This is a genomic window from Nonomuraea sp. B10E15 (assembly GCF_039871615.1).
Lineage (GTDB): Bacteria > Actinomycetota > Actinomycetes > Streptosporangiales > Streptosporangiaceae > Nonomuraea.
Window position 1 is genome coordinate 270942 of the sequence record NZ_JBDPMB010000007.1, and the last position, 20199, is coordinate 291140.

The following is a 20199-nucleotide window of genomic DNA, read 5'->3' on the forward strand; positions in this document are numbered from 1 at the left end:
TAGGATATCTTGCCAGTCTTGACACTGTGATGGGCGCAGCTTACGGTGACGAAATCTGTAGGACATCTTGCAGCAACGCACTCGTCTTCGGTGCGGAGGAGGTCGCCCGGTGTCAGGTGGAGGCCTGGATGGTGTGGTCCGAGACGACATCGTCCACAGCGGCACCACGCCCGTCGTGCCGGATGGCGGTGCCGACCAGCCGGTGCTGCGCGTGCGGGACCTGGTCGTCGAGTTCGCGACGCCGGCGGGCGTGGTGCGCGCGGTCGATGGGATGTCCTACGACGTCTACGGTGGCGAGACGCTCGGCGTGGTGGGGGAGACCGGGTCGGGCAAAAGCGTTTCGGTGCTCGCAGCGCTGGGCCTGCTCCAGACGGCGAACCTGCGGCGGGTCTCCGGCGAGGTGATGCTCGGCGGCGTGGATCTGCTGACCCTGCCGGAGGTGGAGCTGCGGCGGCGGCTCGGGCGCGACGTGGCAATGATCTTTCAGGACGCCATCTCCGCACTCAACCCGGTTCGGCGGGTCGGCGACCAGATCGCCGAGGGGCTGCGGGTGCACGACCGGGCACTGACGGCCGGCGCGGCACGGGAGCGTGTCGTGGAGCTGCTCGAGATGGTGGGCGTGCCCCACCCGCGGGCCCGCTACGACCAGTACCCCCACCAGTTCTCCGGGGGGATGTGCCAGCGGGTGATGATCGCCATGGCGATCGCCAACCGCCCGAAGGTCCTGATCGCGGACGAGCCCACCACGGCGCTGGACGTGAGCGTCCAGGCGCAGATCCTCGACGTGCTCCGGCTGGCGCGGGAGGAGACCGGCGCCGGCGTCGTGCTGATCACCCACGACCTCGGCGTGGTCGCCGAGACCGCCGACCGGGTCGCCGTGACCTACGGCGGCCGGATCGTGGAGACCGGCGACGTCACTTCGATCTTCACCCGGCCGCGACACCCCTATACGGCCGCCCTGCTGCGCTCGCTGCCCCGGCTCGACGGCACGGCGGAACGGCTGCTGCCCATCCCTGGACAGCCGCCCGACCTCACCGAGATGCCGCCGGGGTGCGCGTTCGCGCCGCGCTGCCCGACCTCCCGCGCCCGCAGCGTCTGCGTGCAGACCCGGCCGGAGCTGCCGGCCGACGAGGCCGGTACCGGCGCGAGCGCCTGCCACTTCCCGGACGAGGCGGCGGCGCGGCCCGCGACGGAAACCGGTGCGCAGCCGCTGAGCAGCGAACCGGCGGATCCGGTGGCCACGCCGGCCGGTGCGGGCGAGGCGGAGACGACAGCGGAAGAAGCGGCGGAGCCGGCCGTGCCGGTTCTGGAGGTGCGGGATGCGGTGAGCCGGTTCCCGGTGCGATCCGGGGTCTTCGCGCGGGCGACCTCCTGGGTGCACGCGGTGGACGGGGTCTCGCTGCGCATCCCGCCTGGCGGAACACTGGGCCTGGTCGGCGAGTCCGGCTGCGGCAAGACCACGCTCGCGCGGCTCGTCCTGCGACTGGTGGACGCGGTCGGCGGGCAGATCCTCGTGGAGGGCGACGAGGTCGGGCGGGCGGGCCGGGCCGGTCTGCGGCGGATCCGGCGGCGCGCGCAAATGGTCTTCCAGGATCCGTACGCCTCGCTGAATCCGCGCCTGACCGTCGGCGACAACGTGGCCGAGCCGCTACGGCTGCAGCGCCTTCCTCGCGCGCGGCGGCGGGAGGACGTGCTCGAGCTGTTCAGCCGCGTGGGCCTGCGGCCGGAGCACGCCGACCGGTTCCCGGCGGAGTTCTCCGGCGGTCAGCGCCAGCGGGTGGCGATCGCGCGGGCCCTGGCCTCCCGGCCCCGGCTGCTGATCCTTGACGAGCCGGTGTCCGCCCTGGACGTGTCGGTGCAGGCCCAGGTGCTGAACCTGCTGGCGGACCTGCAGCGGGAGTCCGGGATGGCGTACCTGTTCGTCAGCCACGACCTTTCGGTGATCCGCCAGGTCGCCGACCACGTCGCTGTCATGTACCTCGGGAAGATCGTGGAGTCCGGGCCGGTGACCCGGGTGTACGACGACCCGCGCCACCCCTACACCCGTTCGCTGCTGGCATCGGTGCCGATACCGGACCCGGTCGGCCGCGAGACCCGGCGCCGTGTGCCGCTGGGCGGCGATGTCCCCAGTCCGGTGAATCCGCCGTCGGGATGCCGCTTCCGTACGCGGTGCCCGATCGCGGTGGCCCGCTGCGCCGAGGAGGAACCCTTGCTCAGTCCCGTCGCCGGCGGGCACACGGCCTGCCACTTCGCCGACGAAGGTCCCCATCCGCTCCCGGAGCCGAGCGCATGAGCGCGTCACCCGCCGGCGACCCGGCGGTCGCGCCCCGACGGCGACGGCGACGGCTGGCGGCGGTACGCCGGTTCGCCCGGTCCCGGTCCGCCGTCGTCGGTGCGGTCGGGCTGGCCACGCTCGCGGTGCTGGCGCTGCTCGCGCCGGTTGTCGCGCCGTTCGACCCGGCCGTGCAGGGCGGCGAGCCCTTGCTGGGCCCGTCCGGGCCCCACTGGCTCGGCACCGACCAGCTCGGCCGGGACCTCCTCTCCCGGATGATCCACGGTGCTCGCGGCTCGCTGCTCGTCGCGGCCGGTGCCGCCGCGGTCGGCGCGGGAATCGGGGTCCCGCTGGGTCTGGCCGCCGGATACCTGGGACGGTGGGCCGACGCGGTCGCGATGCGGGTGGTCGACCTGCTGCTGGCGGTGCCCGGGATCCTGCTCGCACTGGTCATCATCGCGGTGCTGGGGCCGGGCCTGCTCAACCTGATCCTGGCGATCGGAATCGGTGCGATACCGGAGTTCGCCCGGCTGACCCGGGTGGCGACGATGGAGGTGCGCGAGCGCGACTTCGTGCTGGCGGCCCGCGGGATGGGCGCGAGCACGCCGGACACGATGACCCGCACCGTACTGCCGAACGTGCTCGGTCCTGTCATGGTCCAGTTCGTCATCACCGCGTCGATGGCGGTCGTGATCGAAGCGGGACTGAGCTTCCTCGGGCTCGGCACTCCGCCGCCGGCGCCGTCGTGGGGCGGCATGCTGCAGGACGCCCGATCGTACCTGTACCAGAGCCCCACCTACGGACTGTTCCCGGGGATCTGCCTGGCCGCCACCGTGTTCCTCCTGGAACGGATCGGGCGTGGCCTGCAGCTCGCGGTGGGTGGCGGCGGGCCGCGCGCGGCGGCCCGCGGCCTCGGCAGAGGAGCGGTGTAGATGTACGGCTATCTGGTACGCCGGCTGATGCAGTTCGCGGTGGTGCTGCTGCTCGGCTCGGTCGCGGTGTGGGCGTTCGTACTCCTGCTGCCCGGCGACCCGGCCACGGTGCTGCTCGGCCCGGACGCGAGCGCCGCCGAGCTGGCCGCGACCCGCGCCCGGATGGGGCTGGACCAGCCCTTCCTGGCGCAGTACGGGATCTGGCTCGGTCACGCGGTCACCGGTGACCTCGGCGCGTCGTACTACTCGGGCCAGCCGGTGCTCACCGAGCTGATGGACCGGATCCCGGCGACGGTGCAGCTGGCCGGGCTGACGCTGGTGCTGACGCTGGCCATCGCGGTGCCGGTCGGCATCGTGGTGGGGCTGCGGCCGTACTCGGCCGTCGGCCGGGTGCTGCAGGGTTACCTCACGGCGGGCCTGGCGGTGCCGGCGTTCTGGCTCGGTCTGCTGCTCATCATCGTGCTCGCCGTCCAATTGCGGTGGCTGCCCGCCTCCAGCGATTTCGTGCCCCTGTGGCAGGATCCCGGTGCCGCGCTGGCCAGCATGATCCTGCCGGCGACCGCCATCGCCGTGCACACCTCCAGCGTCACCGCCCGGTTCCTCGCGAACTCGCTGGGCGAGGTGATGGGCAAGGACTACATCCGTACCGCCCGCGCCAAGGGCGTACCGGAACGGGACGTGATCCGCCGGCACGCCGTGCGGAACGCCGCACTGCCGACCGTCACCGTCGTCGGGCTCCAGCTAGGCGGCTTTCTCGGCGGCACCGTCGTCATCGAGGCCGTCTTCAACTATCCCGGGCTCGGGCGGCTGCTCTACACCGCCATCGGGGAACGCGACTACGCCCTGGTGCAGGGCGGGGTGCTCTTCGTCGTCGCCACGTTCCTGCTGCTGAATCTCCTGGTGGACATGGCCTACGGCGTCCTAGATCCGCGTATCCGGCTCACCTGACCTCCACCCCCTTCTCACCTCAGAGGGCAATGACCATGAGCATTTCTCCGCGAGATTCCCGCCTTGTCTCCCGCCGCGCGCTCCTACGGACCGGCCTGGCGGTGACCGGCGCGCTGGCCACCGCACCCCTGCTGAGCGCCTGCGGTTCCGGCACGGGCGCAGGCAGCGGCGGCGACGCCGGCAGGGGCAAGCTCACGCTCGGTACGACCAAGATCATGCAGTTCGACCCGTACCTCACCAACACCGACATCCACATCCATGCCTTCTACACGTACCTGGTCGACTATCCGACCGACGGCACGTACGAGGCGATCCCCGCCGGCGCCGAGAGGTGGGAGCTCGCCGCCGACCACAAGTCGGTCACCCTCACCCTGCGGGAGGCGAAATACCACTCCGGTACGGCGGTCAGCGCGGCGGATGTCGTCGCCGGTATCAAGCGGGCGCAGAACCCCGATATCGCGTTCACCCTCGCGCAGCCGTCGGCGTTCATCGACACGGCGACCGCGGTCGACGACCGCACCGTACGCGTCGACTTCAAGGCGCCCACCCCGGAGGGGCTCGTCATGGACTGGATGTTCGCGTTCCCGCTCGTTCCGGCGGACAAGAACACCCCGGAGCAGCTCGAACACGAGCCGGCCGGTTCCGGGCCGTTCCGGCTAGGGGAGTTCCGGCGCAACCAGCGCCTGACGCTGAAGAAGAATCCCGACTTCCACGATGCGGGCAAGCCGTACCTCGACGAGGTCGAGTACCGGTTCTTCACCGACGAGGACGCGTTGGTGGCCGCGCTCGAGTCGGGATCCGTCGACGGTGCCGCCTACATCGGGTTCCGGCACTCCGAGCGGCTGAAGGACCGGTTCACCCTGGTGCGGGGCAGCGGCCGGATGATCCTCTTCTTCATGAACGCCACCATCCCGCCCTTCGACAACAAGCTGCTGCGGCAGGCCCTGGCGCGGGCCATCGACCGCGATCGGATCATCAAGCAGGTCAACTTCGGCATCGGCGAGCCCATCTACACGGCGTTCATGCCGCGGTCGCCCGCGTTCGACCCGGCGTACCTCGACTCACACGGGTTCGATCCGGACGCCGCGGCCGCACTGCTGGCGCAGTCCGGTGGCGCGCGCAAGGCGGTCGCGGGCGTGGCCGCGGGAACTCCAGAGGTGGAGGTGCTGCAGATCATCCAGGCGGACCTGAAGAAGATCGGGTTCGAGCTGGAGATCGCCCCGCAGGAAGAGGCCGCGTACCTTGAGGCGCTGTTCGCCAGCAAACTGCAGTGCACCGTCGCCGCGCAGCCCAACAACATGCAGAGCCCGTCGCTGATCGCCCGGGGCCGGCAGATGCTGCCGGGCAAGGAGAACACGACGTTCCGCGACAAGGTGCCGCCCGCCTACGTCGACGCGGTGGCCGCGGCCGGCTCCGCGCTCACACCGGAGGACCAGAAGGCCGCGTACGCGGAGCTGAACAGGGTGCTGGCCGACGAGTCCTGGGCGATCGGGATCTCCACCCAGCCATCGCTGTTCGCACTGGACAAGCGCGTCACCGGCCTGGCCACCGATCCCCGCAACTTCGTCACCCTCGTCGACACGAAGGCATGACCTGCTCACCGGCCAACTGGAAGGAACTTCATGACAGGGTTGCGCTACTCCACCGACGGCACGGACATGGCGCTGCTGACCGCGGTGTTCACACCGTTCGACGAGGCCGGCGAGCTGGCCCTCGACACCGTCGCGAAGCAGGCGGACGCGCTGCTCGCGTGGGGGTCGCCCGCGGCGTTCGTCGGGGGCACCGCGGGAGAGGGCGCGGCGCTGTCCACGGCCGAGCGGATGGCGCTGGTCGAGCGGTGGTGCGAGGTCGCGGCCGGCCGGCTGGACGTCATCGTCCACGTCGGGCACGCGAGCCTCACCGAGGCGCGCGCGCTCGCCCGCCACGCCGAGGAGGCGGGGGCGAAGGCGATCTCGGCGGTCGCCCCGTACTTCCACCGGCCCGAGACGGTGGCCTCGCTGGTGGACGGCTGCGCGGCCATCGCCGACGCGGCGCCGACGCTGCCGTTCACCTACTACCACATCCCCTCGATCACCGGCGTGAACCTGCGGGCCAGCGACGTGCTCACGGCGGCGCGGGAGAAAATCCCGTCGTTCGCCGGCGTCAAGTTCGCCGCCAACGACATGGTGGACCTGCAGCGCTGCCTGCACCTGGCCGGCGAGCAGGAGGTCTTCGTCGGTGTCGCCAAGCTGGTACTCGCCGCCTGGCAGTGGGGGGCGCGGGCGGCGATCGGGTCGGTGTACAACTTCGCCGCTCCGCTGTTCCGGCGGATGCTCGACCACGCGGCCCGAGGGGAGCTGGCCCAGGCACAGGAGTGTCAGCTCCTGGCGCAGCAGGTCATCGACGCGGCCGGCCGGCCGGCCGGCGAGTTGGCCGGCTTCAAGGCCCTGGGCTCGGTGTTCGGCGTCGACTGCGGGCCTTGCCGGGCGCCGCTCGCCTCACTCGGCCCGGAGCGACTGGCCGCGCTGCGCGCCGAGGTCGCCCGGCTCGGGTTCGGTGTCGACGGTGGCCGCTGATGGCGCCGAATGTGCTGCTCATCCAGGCCGACCAGTTCCGGGCGGACTGCCTCGGCGCGGCCGGCAACCCGGACGTCCGTACGCCCCACCTGGACCGGCTGGCCGGTGACGGGGTCCGCTACCGCAACGCGTACTGCCCGTTCCCGGTCTGCACCCCGTCCCGGTACTCGCTGCTGTCGGGCCTGCACGTCCGCCAGCACGCCGGCTGGACGAACCGGTCCACGCTCGCGCCCGGCATCGACACCTTTCCCCGGGCGTTACGCCGGGCCGGATACCGGACGGCGGCGGTCGGCAAGATGCACTTCACGCCGACGTACCTCGACGTCGGCTACGACCGTCTCGAACTGGCGGAGCAGGACGGGCCCGGCCGGTACGACGACGACTACCACCGGGAGCTGGCGGCGGCCGGGCTGGCTCCGGTGACCGATCTCGTGGACCAGGAGCAGGAGTTCCGCGCGAAGGCGCCACAGTCGTACTGGGCGACGTACGGCAGCGGCCGGTCGGACCTGCCGGAGGAATGGCACACCACCACCTGGATCGGCGAGCGGGCACGGAAGGTCGTGGCCGACTGGTCCGGCGGCGGTGGGGACCTGCTGCACGTGTCGTTCGTCAAGCCACATCATCCGTTCGACCCGCCCGACGGCTGGGACACGATGTACGACCCGGCAGCGCTGACGACGCTGCCAGGATGGACGGACACGATCCCGCCCGCCGACGAACGGTACCGGCGCAGGTACTTCGACTACGAGCCGCTGACCGTGCCGCTGCTGCGTCGGGTGATGGCGCACTACTACGCCACCATCTCGCACCTGGACCACCAGGTCGGACTCTTGCTCGACACGTTGCGGCAACGCGGGCTCTACGACGACACACTGATCATCTTCACCGCGGATCACGGCGAGTACCTCGGGTTCCACCACCTGCTGCTCAAGGACGGGCCGATGTACGACCCGGTGGTGAAGGTGCCGCTGCTGGTCAAGTTCCCGGAGGGCCGGCGCGCCGGCGAGGCCGCCGACCGGCTCGCCTCACTGATCGACGTCGCCCCGACGGTCCTCGCGACCTGCGGAGTGTCGCCGGCGGCGCCGTTGCCGGGCCAGGACCTGACCGACCCGGCCGCGGGGCACGACTGCGTCTTCGCCGAGGACCGCAGGCATGAGATCGCGGGCATGGCCCGCGCCGGCCGGTACAAGCTGCTGTGGTCGGACGCCGCCGGGGAAGCCCTGTTCGACCTGATCGCCGACCCCTACGAGATGACCGACCTCGCCGGCGACCCGTCCCACGCCGACGTGCTCCGGCGGGTGCGCGACACCGTGGCGCGGTGGGCGCTGCACGAGGCGACCCCACCCACCTACGCGGATCTTGCCGCTCCGTCCCGCGTCCAGGCCACCGACGACGACCGCGCCGCGCGGCGGGAGCTGTTCGCCACCGCGGTCGCACGACACCGTTCCTGACGCTCGGTCCGCCCGAGCACCCCCCGCCCTCACGAGGAGAGCGACGATCGTGACGATCCATCGCAGGCCCGTTTCTCGCCTGCCCAGACACCTGGCGGCGCTGCTCGCCGTCGGGATGACCACGGCGACGGCGCTGTTACCGGCCCGGACCGCAGCGGCCGAGGCCACCGCGCCGTCGGCGGGGCCGCTGGAGGCGAGGACCACCGTGCTGTTCTCCACCCCGTACGTGCCGTCCGGGTGCTACCGGATCCCGGCCATCGTGCGGGCGGTGGACGGCTCGTTGCTGGCCTTCGCCGAGCGCCGGATTCACACCTGTGCCGACAAATCCCACATGGACCTGGTGGTACGGCGGCTGCCGCCCCGGGCCTCGCAGTGGTTACCGGAGGAGACCGTGCAGGGCTCCACCCTGGAGGCACCGGCGACCTGGGGCAACCCGGGGCCGGTGGTGTACCGGAAGTTACCCGGCGCTCCGGCGACCGACGCGCCGGACGGCCGGATCGTGCTGATGAGTACGCACAATCCCGTGGATCCGGCCACTCCCGGCAGCAACCACAGGACCGCGCCGCGTACCCCGTACGTGCTGCACAGCGATGACAACGGGGTGACGTGGAGCCCGGCGCGCAGCCTGTACGAGGAACTGGACGACCCTTCCTGGGGCCACATGCAGACCGCCCCGGTGCACGGCATCCAGCTCACCCGCGGCGCGCACGCCGGCCGGCTGGCGGTAGGCGTCAACTACCGGGCCGGCTCGAAGTTCGGCCTCATGATCGCCTACAGTGACGACGGCGGCACCACCTGGCGCAAGGGCGCCCAGGTCGAGTACCCGCCCGTCGCCCGGCAGAACGTCGGGGAGCTGAGCCTGGTGGAACTCGCCAACGGCGACATCCTCGTGTGGGGCCGGCAGAACACCAACACGGGAACCCCGGAGGAACTTGCCGATCCTCACAGGGTGCCGCACCGGTCGATCGCCATCAGCAAGGACGGCGGCGAGACCTACCACAGCGGCTACACCAACCTGCCCGGGTTCGAGGCGCCTCCGATCCAGTCGGCGTCGTTGCGGACTGACGCGACCGACGAGGGCGATGCGTACAACCGGATCCTCGCCTCCGCGCCCTCGGTGAACCAGGAGCCGCGGATCCGGCCGATGGTCCGGGCGTCGTTCGACGAGGGCCGGACCTGGCAGGGCGTGGACACGCCGCTGGACTCCACCGATGAAGGTGTGCAGGTGTACGGCACCAACGATCGGAGCGTCACGGTGCAGGAGTGCGCCTGTTACGGCGGCTACTCCGACATGGTGGAGCTGCCTCATGGTGACGTCGCGTTGCTCTACGAGCGCGGTGCCACCGACTACCGTTCGGAGATCGCCTTCGTGACGCTCGACGATCGTGACCTGCACACCCCGTCGGCCACTCCGGACGCGCGAGGCCGCTCGGCGCTGGTCTTCGACGGTGTCACGACCACCCGCGGCATGTACGGCCGGGCGCTGGCGTTCGACGGGCAGCGGGGCCGGGTGCAGTTGCCGTACCGGACCACGCCGGTGCTGGGTCCGGGCGATTTCACCGTGTCGACCTGGATCAGGTACGACGACGGCACCAGGGACCAGGCCATCGTCTCGGCGTACGGCCAGGACGGCGAGCGGGGGGTGTCGCTGCGGGCCGAACCGGGCGGCGACCGGATCCGTGGCGTGGTGAACGCCGCCGACGGATCGGTGACCGTCACGTCCACCGGCGCGTACGCCGACGGCGCATGGCATCACGTGGCGCTGCGCCGGCAGGGCGGCACGGTCGCCCTGTACGTCGACGGCCTGCGGGCCGGGGTGGCGTCCGGAGCCGGCGGTGCCGTCATCGGCGACGATCCCGCGCCGATCTACCTCGGGCAGGGCCCCGACGGGGCGGACCGGTTCCACGGCAGCATGGACGAGTTCCGGATCTACGACCGCGCACTGAGCCCCGCCGAACTGGCCCGGCTGCGTACCAGCAACACCAACCGCATTCCCGGCCTCACCGCTCACCTGCCGATGAACGCCATCGTGCCTCCCGGCGAGCGATCGGAGACCGGTGATGACCGGTGAGCGTCTGGTCGCCGTTCCGCTCCTCGCGGCGGCGCTCGCCGTCCACTCCGCGGGCGGATGAGGAGAGGCTCACGATGCGCTCTGTCACCGGACACCGTTCTCCACGATCCGTCCTCGCCGCGCTCTCGGCCGTGATCGCTGTCACCGCGTCCACGCTTGTCGCGCCCCAGCCCGCACCGGCATCGGCATCGGCGGCCGGCGACGGCCGCCTGCGGCTGGTGGCGTTGTCGGCTCGGCCCGAACTGGTGACGGCGGACGACGTGCTCGTCACCGCGGAGGTGCCGCGCGACCACCCGCTGGAGGCCGTAAGGATCACGCTCAACGGCGCGGACATCACCGGCTCCTTCCTGGCCGACACGTCCGCGCACGCCCTCACCGGCCTGGCCGACCGGCTACGCCCCGGACACAACCGCCTCGTCGCGACCGCCGGGCCGCTGCGCGACCACCTCGTCATGACCAACCATCCGGCCTCCGGGCCGGTGATCAGCGGTCCGCAGGAGACACCGTACGCCTGCACCACTGACCTGTTCCGGATGGTCGACGGCGGCACGCTCGGCGATCCGCTCGACGCCGACTGCTCGGTGGCCACCCAGGTCGACTACGCGTACCGATCGACCGCCGGCCGGATCAGGCCGCTGCCGGATCCGGCGGTCAGACCCGGTGACCTCGCGTACACGACGACCGTCTCCGGCGAGACGGTCCCGTTCCTCATCAGGATCGAGACCGGCACGCTCAACCGGTCGATCTACCAGATCTCCATGTTGCACGACCCGGCAACGGAGGAGCCCACGTTCTACCGGCACAGCCCCGGCTGGAACGACCGGCTCATCTACACCTTCGGCGGAGGCTGCCGGCGTGGCTGGTACACCCAGGGCACGGACACCGGCGGCGTACTGGACCAGCAGATGCTCTCTCGCGGCTACGCGGTCGCCTCGGCGTCGCTGAACGTCTTCGGCAACAACTGCAACGATCTGCTCGCGGCCGAGACCATGATGATGGTCAAGGAACGGTTCGTCGAGCACTACGGCGACCCGCTGTTCACCATCGGGTGGGGCTCGTCGGGAGGTTCCTACCAGAGCCACCAGATCGCGGACAACTACCCGGGCCTGCTGGACGGCATCGTGGTCGGGCGGTCGTTTCCCGACGTCGCGTCCGCGACGAACATCACGCTGTTCGACGCCCGGTTGCTCGAGCACTACTTCGCCGAGGTCGCCCCGGGCACGTTCAGCCGGGAGGAGCAGCGCCAGGTCGCCGGCTTCCTTCGGTGGGAGAGCATCGGCAATCTCAGCAACGGGGCGAAACGGCTGGACCCGGTCGCCGAGTTCCCCGCCGAGTTGCCCGCGGAACTGCGTTATCACCCGCGGACCAACCCCGGTGGAGCGCGCGCGGACGTCTACGACCACACAGTGAACGTCTATGGACGTGACCCGTCCACCGGGTTCGCCCGGCGGCCGCTGGACAACGTGGGGGTGCAGTACGGACTGGCCGCGCTGGACTCGGGCGGGATCAGCACACAGCAGTTCCTCGACCTCAACCAGGGCATCGGGGGCCTGGACCTCGACGCCAGGCCGACGCCCCGGCGCACCGCGGCGGACCCGATCGCGCGCAACGCCGCCTACCGCACCGGACGTATCCTCTCCGGTGGCGCGGGCCTCGCCGGCACCCCCATCATCGACTACCGGACCTACTCCGAGGACGCCGCGAACGGCGACATCCACATGATGACGCACGGTTACGCCACCAGGGCCCGGTTGGAGGCGGCGAACGGCGACGCCGACAACCACGTCATCCTCGTGGAGGACGGCCGGTATGGCGGGTTCAGCCTGACCAGCCCCACCCTGCGGTACGCCCTGACGAGCATGGACGCGTGGCTGACCGCGATCGCGGGCGACGGCTCCCGGCTGGCCGCACACCAGAAGGTGGTGCGCCACAAGCCGGGCGATCTCACTGACGCCTGCTGGAGCCGCGACGCCGAGCCTCGCAAGATCGTGCAACGGCTCACCGCGGACAACACCGGAGAGTGCGGACAGCTGTTCCCCGCCTACTCCACCCCACGGCTGACAGCCGGCGCCCCGCTCACCGACGACGTGGTGACCTGCCACCGCAAGGCCGTCGACTGGAGCGACTACTCGGTCACCTTCAGCCCGGCCGAGCGCCGCCGGCTGCTGGAGGTCTTCCCCTCGGGCGTGTGCGACTGGACGAAGCCCGGAGTCGGGCAGCGGCCGCTGCGCGATACTTGGCTGTCGTTCGGCTGACCGGCTCACTCCCCTTGACCCCAGCCCATGGAGGAGTGCCCATGCCGCGCCATCGGCTCAACACCTGCATGTCAGCCATCGGATGCGCTGCCCTGGTATTCGCCGCGGCGACCGTCTCCATCACCGGTGTCGCCGCCGCCGGACCGGCCACCACCGGCGCCCCGCCGACCTCCTGCGACGCCGAGGCCGCGGGCTACCGGCTGGTGCGAGTGCTCGACCTGCCAACCGTCGCCAACTGGCGGGACACGACCCCGCCGTACATGTTCGACGACACCGCCGGCCTGGTCGGCGGCTTCGACCGGGTCGGCTACTGCCTGGAGCTCACCGCCGAGGCGGGCACGGCCTGGGTGTGGACCTCGATGGAGGCGCTGAGCGCGAACCCCGACGACCTGGGCCTGCCGACTCGCATGGAGCAGTCGCGGCACCAGTTCGTCGACGACCTGACGGTCGCCTCCAACGTGCCCGGCGTGCGGGAGGTCGACGGAGGCTCCGGCTGGGTCGAGATGTGGCCCAACCAGTACGACGCAACGGGTTCGGGACAAGTACCGGGAGCGTCCGAGACCGCCCGCGACGCCGACGACGCGGTCCTGTGGGCGAACGGGTACGGCTCGTTCCAGGTACACGCGTTCGCCGACGCCGGCGACGCCCGCGGCCCACGGGCCGCGGACGCCGCCACCGCGACTCCGGTGCTGGCCGTCAACGCCTTCACCGCCGGCTCTCAGGCGATGGACGTCGGCATCGGCGCCGCCCCGGGTGAGAACCCCGACTGGACGTCCGCCAGGAATGCCGGCGACCACACCGCCAGGCGGCTCACCTTCTACGCCCGGCCCTCGCTTGCCCGGGTGGAAACCGCCCCAATCTCGCGGCAGGTGGTGCCCCGCCCGGGCCGGATCGCCACCAGCGTGCCGGTGCCGGTCCGCGGGGTGGCACTCGACCCGGACGTCACCGAGGTCGAACTGCGGACCACCCGCGGTGGCCGCCGGACGACCCGACGGGCCACCGTGTCACCGGCGGCACCGCGGTTCTCCTTCACCGTCTCGCTGCCTGTGGCGTTGGCGTCGACCGACCTGGAACTCGTCGCGCTCACGGTCGACGGCGACAGCCGCCGCATCGCCCGCGCGGTCGACGTCGTCGCGGGTGACGTCATCGTCGTGCAGGGCCAGTCGAACGCGCAGGCCGGCCGACAGCCGAACTCGACCTCGTCGGAGGCGGACCGGTCCCGGTGGGTTCGCACCTACGGCACCTCCAACAACAACAACCCGCGACTGGCCGCCGCCATCGGTGGCTGGACCTATGCCACGGGCGACAACATCCAGCGGGTCGCGGCGATCGGCCAGTGGGCGGTCCGGACGGGACAGCTGATGTCGGCCCGGCTCGGCATCCCGATCGCCATCATCAACGGTGCCCGTGGTGGCCGGCCGATCAGCTACTTCGCCCGCAACGACAGCGCTCCCACCGATGGCGCGACCAATTACGGGATGTTGCTGCAACGCCTCACCCGGGCCGGCCTGACTGGGCCGGACGCCATCGACGTCATGCTGTGGTACCAGGGTGAGGCCGACCGAGACGACGCCGAGGCACATGTCTCCGGGTTCACCGAGCTGGTCGCGGACTGGCGCCAGGACTACGGCGCCGAGCTGCCGGTCCACGTCCACCAGGTCCGGAACTCCCCATGCGACCAGGCGACCCCGGTGGCGCTGCGGGACGCCCAGCGGCGGCTGCCGGACACCGTCGGCAACCTGCGGGTGCTGTCGACGACCGGCCTCAACGGCCACGATGGCTGCCACTTCGCCTACATCGACGGCTACCGCACCCTGGGTGAGCACAACGCGGCCATGCTGCTCGACGACCTGTACCGCCCAGGCACCCCCAGGGTCGCACCGCCGAACCCTCGATCGGCCCACCGGATCGACACGAACCCGCACCGACTGGTGGTGCGACTCCGCTCACCCGCCCACCCGCTGACCGTCGAGGACGGCGCCGCGTCGGACTTTCGGGTACCGGACGCCGTCGTGGAATCCGTCGTCTGGGAACGTGGTCGCGGCCTGGTGCTGACGCTGGACCGGCCGGCACCCGCCCGCGCCACTGTGGCGTACGTCGCCCACCGTCGCGCCGGCCCGCGCGTCATCGACAGCCTAGGCATGGGCCTGCTCGCCTTCCAGATCCCCATCGAATAAGGGCTCGGTCACCTGCCGCTCCGGGGGCGCGGGCGCGACGTCGGCCGGAGTGCGGTACAGGGTGCTCCCTCAAGACACGTTCTATGTGAAGATCTATGACGGGCATCCACCCGCTCGGTAAGCGCTGAGCCGGCGGGCGTTCCAGGACGCCCGCCGGCTCCTCACGATGGAGACCGCGGCATGAGGGAAGACGACTTTACTCATTACGAGAGACTCGTCTCCGCGTGGTTCTCCGATCCAACCTGCCTGACCTGGTGCGAGGCATCAGGGCTGGACGGCGTGGCGCGAGCCTTCGGCGCCGATCTCGCCGCGGCCGAGTCTTTGAGCTTCGAGGACGCCCAGCTCGAGCAGTACACCGCGGACATCCCTGGCATCCTGCCGAGTCTGGTCGCCGGGACGATCGGCGACTGGACGCTGGTCGTCGAACCGAACGGATGCGAGGGAGCAAGACCCGAAGTGCTGAAGGCGTTGTCGGCCCGCGGGCGAGCGGTGAACGTTCTGCTCAACGGAGGCCAGTACGACCGGCTCAGCTACGCCGCCGCCGGGCGGTTGCTCGCCGTCCGGCTGACGTCCTCCCCCTCCCGCCCCGGCCGCCTTCCGGGTGACGCCGACGCGGTCATCGACTCGGTCATCGGCTCGGTCGGCACCGATGATGTCATCGGGCTCCAAGCCGCCTCGCTCCTGGCGGCGGAGCACATCACTGGTGCCCGCCTCACGGAAGAGTGGCTGCTGGACGGCGGCCTCACGCGCCTGCTCGTCGAGAATCCGCTCCCCGACGACATCGTCCCCGATCAATTACGCAACCACCCTGTACTGAACCGACCCGAAGTACGGGCGATCCTCGACGATCTGTCGCCCGACAAGGTAGCTCCCATCCGCTACCTGATGACGGAGGCGGTGGTACAGGGTTCGCAGCTGTTGCATCCCACAACGGATGAGGCGCTGGAGTTCCTGCGTGGCGACGACGACACCTCCCGGCGGCGGGAGGTCCGCCGCCAGGTCGCCTTACTGCGCGACGACGTCTCACGAGAACCTGGCCCCGACTGGACACCGCGCCGTGCGGCCGTGAAGGTGCTGCTGGACGCGCTGGGAGACGACCCCACCAGATCCGCGGACGCGGTCGCGAGCCAGGCCTTCATGGGACATCTCACCGACGATCAAAAAGCCGTCGTCGTCATCATGAAGCGGTGCCTGCATCAAATCAGCCGCACAGCGTCCTGAACGCGCAACCGTTCGGCCTGTTCCGTGCCAGAATGCAGGCAGAATAACTCTGACCTGTGGTTGGCCGGGCCCTTCGCCGACGACTACCAAGGCGTGGACACCCCATAGGTTAACGCCTTTCGTTTCTTCTGCCCGCAGCGGATTAGTGGATGGTCGCGTCCACGCAGGTGATGTACGAGCTGGCCCTGCTGACGGCACCATTCCGGTCGGCTGAAACCCGGCCCTCCAGCAGGGAAGGAGCGGCGGGATAGTGGCCGCCGGGTCGGGATGGTCCCGCGACCAGGGCGTAGCCGGCACGGGCGCTGTCAGCAGATCGAGAAGTTCTGCAGGAGTCATCCTGGACCGAGTTCGGCGGCTCGGCCACGATGAGGACATGACCGGAAGCGGATCAGCGCGGGGGGGGGTGTGCAGGCTCGCGCCTGAACTGGACGGCGGTGAGCGCTCTGGCAGGTTCGATGGCAGCTGGGGTCGCGCTTTTCGCCTACTGTGAACCGGGATACACCACCACCCCCTACGTTCCAGCATGGGGCGCGCCGACGGCGCTGCGGCTCAGGCGTTGTAGCCGCCGTGGGCGTCCAGCACGGCGCCCGTGACGTACGACGCAGCGGGGCTCGCCAGGAAGGCGATCGCCGCGGCGATCTCGTCGGGGTGTCCCATGCGCTGCAGGGACAGCGAGCTGAGCAGGGCCTTGAGGGTTTCGGGGTCGGGCGGCTCCATGCCGCCCGTCATCAGCCCGGCTTCCACGACGTTGGCGGTGATGGCCCGGGGGCCGAGGTCGCGGGCGACGCCCATGGTGTACCGCTCGACTCCCGCCTTGGTCGCCGCGTAGTCGGCCACGCCCGGGACGCCGACTCGAGTGCCGAACCCGGAACTCACCGTGATGACGCGGCCGCCCTCGCGCAACACTCGGGAAGCGGCCCGGATGACGGCGATCACCCCGAGGTAGTTGGTGGCGTGCATCCGATCCAGCGCGGCGGTGTCGGCATCCGGGTCGTCCACCGTGCCGTTCACCCCGATCGCCGCGTTGTTGACGAGGATGTCCAGGCCACCGAAGTGCGCCACCACGTCGTCGATCAGCGCCGGCGCCTGGCTCGTGTCCGCCTGGTCGGACTTGAACGCGGCGACCTTCGCTCCCCTGTCGCGTACCTCGTCGACGACGGCCTGCGCCAGCTTCTCGGAGTTGACATAGGTGAACGCGACGTCGGCGCCCTGCTCGGCAAGCAGTCGTACGGTCGCGGCTCCCAGCCCGCGGGACCCTCCGGTGACCAAGGCGACCTTGCCCGTCAGCGGCTTGTTCATTCTTCTCACCTCACGGTTGACCATCTTCCAACTGTCGCAACCATAATGGTTACGACAGCTTGTTGCAACCTTAGTTGTTACGACAGGAGCCGTAAGATCGAGGTTGCGATCGAGGGGAACGAGTTCATGAGCGCCAACAGCAGGTTGACCATCGCCGCCCACGCGCTGGCCTGGGTCGGCCTTTACCAGCGCCAGGGCCATGAGGTCGCCACCTCCGAGCAGATCGCGACCAGCGCGAGCACCAATCCCGTGGTGATCCGGCGGCTGCTCGGCGACCTGCGCAGGGCGGGGCTCGTGGAGTCCCGGCGCGGGGTGGGTGCGGGCTGGTCGCTGGCGCGCGACCTGGAGTCGATGACGCTGCTCGACGTGTACGAGGCGGTGGAACCCGGCCCGCTGTTCGCGCTGCACCGCGCCGCCCCGGACCCGGGATGCGTGGTGGGTTACGGCATCCAGCCGGCGATGCAGCGCATCTACGACGGCATCGAGGAGACCCTCCGGCGCGAGCTTGCCCGCGTCACGCTGGAGGATGTACTCCGGGATGTCCTCGCAGCACCTCGCTGAGTGGTCCTGCCCGTAAGTCCTTCGGGGTCAGCGACTGAGATAGAGATCGCAGGCACGATCGAGGGCTTCTTGAGGCGTGCCGGCAGACATGCCGGAAGGCAGGATCCCTCCATCGAACTCGGCGCATGCCGGAGACTCTCCACCAGTCCCCAGGGCACATCATCCAGGGATGGCTGTTCCTCGGGTGTTCGGCCTACGTGCGCACGAACACCTCGTCGAGGTGCCACTCGAGAGTCTCGGGATGCCGACCTCGACACCCCCGACACCCGGCCGGGGTCTGTTCGGCATCACCGCCGTGGCCGCTGACCTGCCCGAGGCCTGGCGACAGTGGGAGACCATCGACGACTGGTGGGACGAGATCGAGACCTTCGTCGAAACCCGGGTCACCAACGCCCGTACCGAGGCCGCGAACACCGCGGTCGGGCACATCAAGCGCACCGGACGCGGCTACCGCAACCACCGGCACTACCAGGCCCGTATCCTGCTACGCAGCCACCGGCAGACACGCCGTCGGCGCACACGCTTGGATCAGCAGGATCTGGTGAGCTGCTTCCGGTCGGTTCGAAGACATCTGGCGCCTGGAGGACGGTTCGTCTTCGATGTGTTCAACCCGAGCGTGCGCCTGCTTGCCGAAGCCGACGGCGTGCGGCGCACCCGCGAGTCGTTCATGGATCCTGACCGTGGCAACGTCAGCGTCGATGTCGCTGAGATCTACGACGCGCCCGCGCAAGTAACACGCGGGACGTGGTACCTCTCGGCTGACTCCGAGCCCGACTTCGTCGTCGCACCGCTCGACATCAGGAGCAACTTCCCGCAGGAACTGCCGCTGCTCGTCTCCCTCGGCGGCCTTCGGCTCGTCGAGCGCCTCGGCGACTGGTCCGGGCGACCCTTTGCCGTGGATACGCCGCTTCAACTCTGCATGTGCGAATCCGCGTGATCGAAGGCCAGAGCACAGTCTCGGTCAAGCATGATTCGCCCTGTCGAACGACCCGCGTCCCGCGCCGCGGCGTGGTGCCCGCGCGCGCTTGTGGGGTCGCGGCTCTGCCGGTTGTCGTGGACAGCGGGGAGCGGTACGCCTACAGGTTCCCTCGCCAGCAGGTGGAGCTGGTCAGGCGGCGGTTGCCGTGCGGTGATTGGGTGTCGAGGTGGCTGGTCATGCCGCGGTGTCGGCACCGACCGGAGGAGCGGTGCAGGTCACGTTTAGGGTGGTCCTTCGCAACGGGAGTCAGGAACGACGGGGGTTCGTAGTGCAGCGCGTCAGCCGACGGATCAGCACCATCGCCGGGGCGGGTGTTCTCGCACTGCTCCTGGCCGGTTGTGGAGGCGCCGGCACCAGCGAGAGCGCCAGCGGCGAGAAGCCGAAGGCGGCGGACAAGACGCAGGCGGCGGACAAGCCCGCGTCGCCCGGTACCCCGCTGACGCTCGACACCGCACCGCGGCGAGTGAACTACACCGACCGCGCCAAGAAGGTGCACAAGCTGACGCTCAACCCGACCCTGCTCACGCGTGGCTCGGTGGACGACCTCGACGGGGTACGGCTCGACGACGACATGCGCGGCATGGTGCCGCACTATCTCACCGTGTCGATCACCAACACCGGTTCCGGTACGGTCGAGCCCGCCATGGCCGTCAGGAACTTCCGCCTGGCGCTCGCCGACGGCACCGCCGGCAAAGCCGTCTCGTTCTTCAGCGGCAACCCCCTGGCCTCGCCCGGCACCGGCCCGCTGGAGGCGTGCATCGGCACGAAAGCCCCGAGAACCTTGACGGCCGGCCAGGCGGCGACCGAGTGCCGGGTCGTGATGCTGCCCGAGGACGCCAAGCCCGCCACCGTCTCCTACAGCGACGAGTCCGCCACCAGGACGTGGAAGGTGGAGGGCGGCGAGATCGGCGGTGGCGTGCTGGCCGCGGGAGAGCCGGCCCAGGTGACGTGGAAGGACACGAAGGACAAGGACGTGCCGCTGACCGTCACGCTGAAGAGCGTGCGCAAGGCCGGCGCAGGCGCGCTCGCCGAGTACAAGCTGAGCGCCAGGCAGAAGGCCGCCACGGTGTACTTCGTCACGCTCGCGTACCGCAACAACGGCACGTCCAAGCTGTACCCGGGCATGGACAGCGCGGTTTTCCTGCGTACCGAGAGCGGCCAGACCCTGCGCAAGCTCACCCTCATCGCGATCGGCAGCAACGGCCCCGAGGGCTGCCCATCCTCCGCGCCCTACGGCATGGTGCAGCCCGGCAAGAGCGTCCAGCAGTGCGGCGTGTACCTCGTCGACCAGGGCGACAAGCCCGTCACCGTCACCTTCTCCTCCACCGCCGAGGGAGCCGAGCCCGTGACGTGGAAGGCCTCCTGAGGTACGGGTGCCATGCCGGCGCACGACCTCGTCCGGTCTCGGTACTGGAGCTCTCAGGGCGACCACAGGTTGACGGGACGCCCTGAGAGACGTGGGCAGGATCGCGATGTTG

13 protein-coding genes and 1 pseudogene are annotated in these 20199 nt (G+C 70.4%); 13 read left to right on the forward strand and 1 reads right to left on the reverse strand.

Annotation, left to right across the window (positions count from 1 at the left end):
- The first annotated feature begins 133 nt into the window (after nucleotides 1-133).
- The 10 genes from ABGB14_RS22625 (at nucleotide 134) to ABGB14_RS22670 (ending at nucleotide 15882) form a co-directional block, all read left to right on the forward strand.
- Nucleotides 134-2293: an ABC transporter ATP-binding protein gene (locus ABGB14_RS22625; protein ID WP_347645804.1), complete on the forward strand. Its 2160-nt coding sequence runs from the start codon at nucleotides 134-136 to the stop codon at nucleotides 2291-2293.
- Nucleotides 2290-3204 (forward strand): ABC transporter permease, encoded by a 915-nt coding sequence (locus ABGB14_RS22630; protein ID WP_347645805.1) that lies wholly within the window; start codon nucleotides 2290-2292, stop codon nucleotides 3202-3204. Before ABGB14_RS22625 ends, ABGB14_RS22630 begins: the two co-directional genes overlap by 4 nt.
- A complete protein-coding gene (locus tag ABGB14_RS22635; protein ID WP_347645806.1) occupies nucleotides 3205-4152 on the forward strand; it encodes an ABC transporter permease in 948 nt (315 codons plus the stop codon).
- A 35-nt stretch (nucleotides 4153-4187) separates the two neighbouring features.
- Nucleotides 4188-5744 (forward strand): ABC transporter substrate-binding protein, encoded by a 1557-nt coding sequence (locus ABGB14_RS22640; RefSeq protein ID WP_347645807.1) that lies wholly within the window; start codon nucleotides 4188-4190, stop codon nucleotides 5742-5744.
- A 30-nt stretch (nucleotides 5745-5774) separates the two neighbouring features.
- Entirely contained in the window at nucleotides 5775-6707 is a 933-nt protein-coding gene (locus tag ABGB14_RS22645) for a dihydrodipicolinate synthase family protein (protein WP_347645808.1), read from the forward strand.
- Nucleotides 6707-8158, forward strand: a complete 1452-nt coding sequence (locus ABGB14_RS22650; protein WP_347645809.1) for a sulfatase-like hydrolase/transferase — start codon at nucleotides 6707-6709, stop codon at nucleotides 8156-8158. Before ABGB14_RS22645 ends, ABGB14_RS22650 begins: the two co-directional genes overlap by 1 nt.
- A 49-nt stretch (nucleotides 8159-8207) precedes the next feature.
- On the forward strand, nucleotides 8208-10229 hold the full coding sequence (locus tag ABGB14_RS22655; protein WP_347645810.1) for a sialidase family protein: 2022 nt from the start codon (nucleotides 8208-8210) through the stop codon (nucleotides 10227-10229).
- A gap of 74 nt (nucleotides 10230-10303) precedes the next feature.
- Nucleotides 10304-12484 carry a DUF6351 family protein gene (locus ABGB14_RS22660; protein WP_347645811.1) on the forward strand — a complete coding sequence of 727 codons (2181 nt, stop codon included), beginning with the start codon at nucleotides 10304-10306 and terminating at the stop codon, nucleotides 12482-12484.
- A 41-nt stretch (nucleotides 12485-12525) separates the two neighbouring features.
- Nucleotides 12526-14661, forward strand: coding sequence for a sialate O-acetylesterase (locus ABGB14_RS22665; RefSeq protein ID WP_347645812.1), 2136 nt, complete (start codon nucleotides 12526-12528; stop codon nucleotides 14659-14661).
- Between the two features lie 180 nt (nucleotides 14662-14841).
- On the forward strand, nucleotides 14842-15882 hold the full coding sequence (locus tag ABGB14_RS22670; protein ID WP_347645813.1) for a DUF6461 domain-containing protein: 1041 nt from the start codon (nucleotides 14842-14844) through the stop codon (nucleotides 15880-15882).
- A gap of 549 nt (nucleotides 15883-16431) precedes the next feature.
- On the opposite strand, the gene ABGB14_RS22675 is transcribed toward ABGB14_RS22670, so the two are convergent.
- A complete protein-coding gene (locus ABGB14_RS22675) occupies nucleotides 16432-17181 on the reverse strand; it encodes an SDR family oxidoreductase (protein WP_347645814.1) in 750 nt (249 codons plus the stop codon).
- A 126-nt stretch (nucleotides 17182-17307) separates the two neighbouring features.
- Between ABGB14_RS22675 and ABGB14_RS22680 the strand changes: the two genes are divergently transcribed.
- From ABGB14_RS22680 to ABGB14_RS22690, 3 genes and pseudogenes are all read left to right on the forward strand, one after another.
- Nucleotides 17308-17742 carry an Rrf2 family transcriptional regulator gene (locus tag ABGB14_RS22680; RefSeq protein ID WP_347645815.1) on the forward strand — a complete coding sequence of 145 codons (435 nt, stop codon included), beginning with the start codon at nucleotides 17308-17310 and terminating at the stop codon, nucleotides 17740-17742.
- 280 nt (nucleotides 17743-18022) lie between these two features.
- Nucleotides 18023-18229 (forward strand): annotated as a pseudogene (locus ABGB14_RS22685) (transposase); the annotation flags it as partial.
- Nucleotides 18230-18989: 760 nt separating this feature from the next.
- A complete protein-coding gene (locus tag ABGB14_RS22690) occupies nucleotides 18990-20087 on the forward strand; it encodes a hypothetical protein (RefSeq protein WP_347645816.1) in 1098 nt (365 codons plus the stop codon).
- The last annotated feature ends 112 nt before the right edge of the window (nucleotides 20088-20199 follow it).

Bases quoted from the DNA above. Each gene is read 5' to 3' on its own strand.
- ABGB14_RS22630 (WP_347645805.1), top strand. From the start codon at position 2,290: ATGAGCGCGTCACCCGCCGGCGACCCGGCGGTCGCGCCCCGACGGCGA.
- ABGB14_RS22635 (WP_347645806.1), top strand. From the start codon at position 3,205: ATGTACGGCTATCTGGTACGCCGGCTGATGCAGTTCGCGGTGGTGCTG.
- ABGB14_RS22640 (WP_347645807.1), top strand. From the start codon at position 4,188: ATGAGCATTTCTCCGCGAGATTCCCGCCTTGTCTCCCGCCGCGCGCTC.
- ABGB14_RS22645 (WP_347645808.1), top strand. From the start codon at position 5,775: ATGACAGGGTTGCGCTACTCCACCGACGGCACGGACATGGCGCTGCTG.
- ABGB14_RS22650 (WP_347645809.1), top strand. From the start codon at position 6,707: ATGGCGCCGAATGTGCTGCTCATCCAGGCCGACCAGTTCCGGGCGGAC.
- ABGB14_RS22660 (WP_347645811.1), top strand. From the start codon at position 10,304: ATGCGCTCTGTCACCGGACACCGTTCTCCACGATCCGTCCTCGCCGCG.
- ABGB14_RS22665 (WP_347645812.1), top strand. From the start codon at position 12,526: ATGCCGCGCCATCGGCTCAACACCTGCATGTCAGCCATCGGATGCGCT.
- ABGB14_RS22670 (WP_347645813.1), top strand. From the start codon at position 14,842: ATGAGGGAAGACGACTTTACTCATTACGAGAGACTCGTCTCCGCGTGG.
- ABGB14_RS22675 (WP_347645814.1), bottom strand. From the start codon at position 17,181: ATGAACAAGCCGCTGACGGGCAAGGTCGCCTTGGTCACCGGAGGGTCC.
- ABGB14_RS22680 (WP_347645815.1), top strand. From the start codon at position 17,308: ATGAGCGCCAACAGCAGGTTGACCATCGCCGCCCACGCGCTGGCCTGG.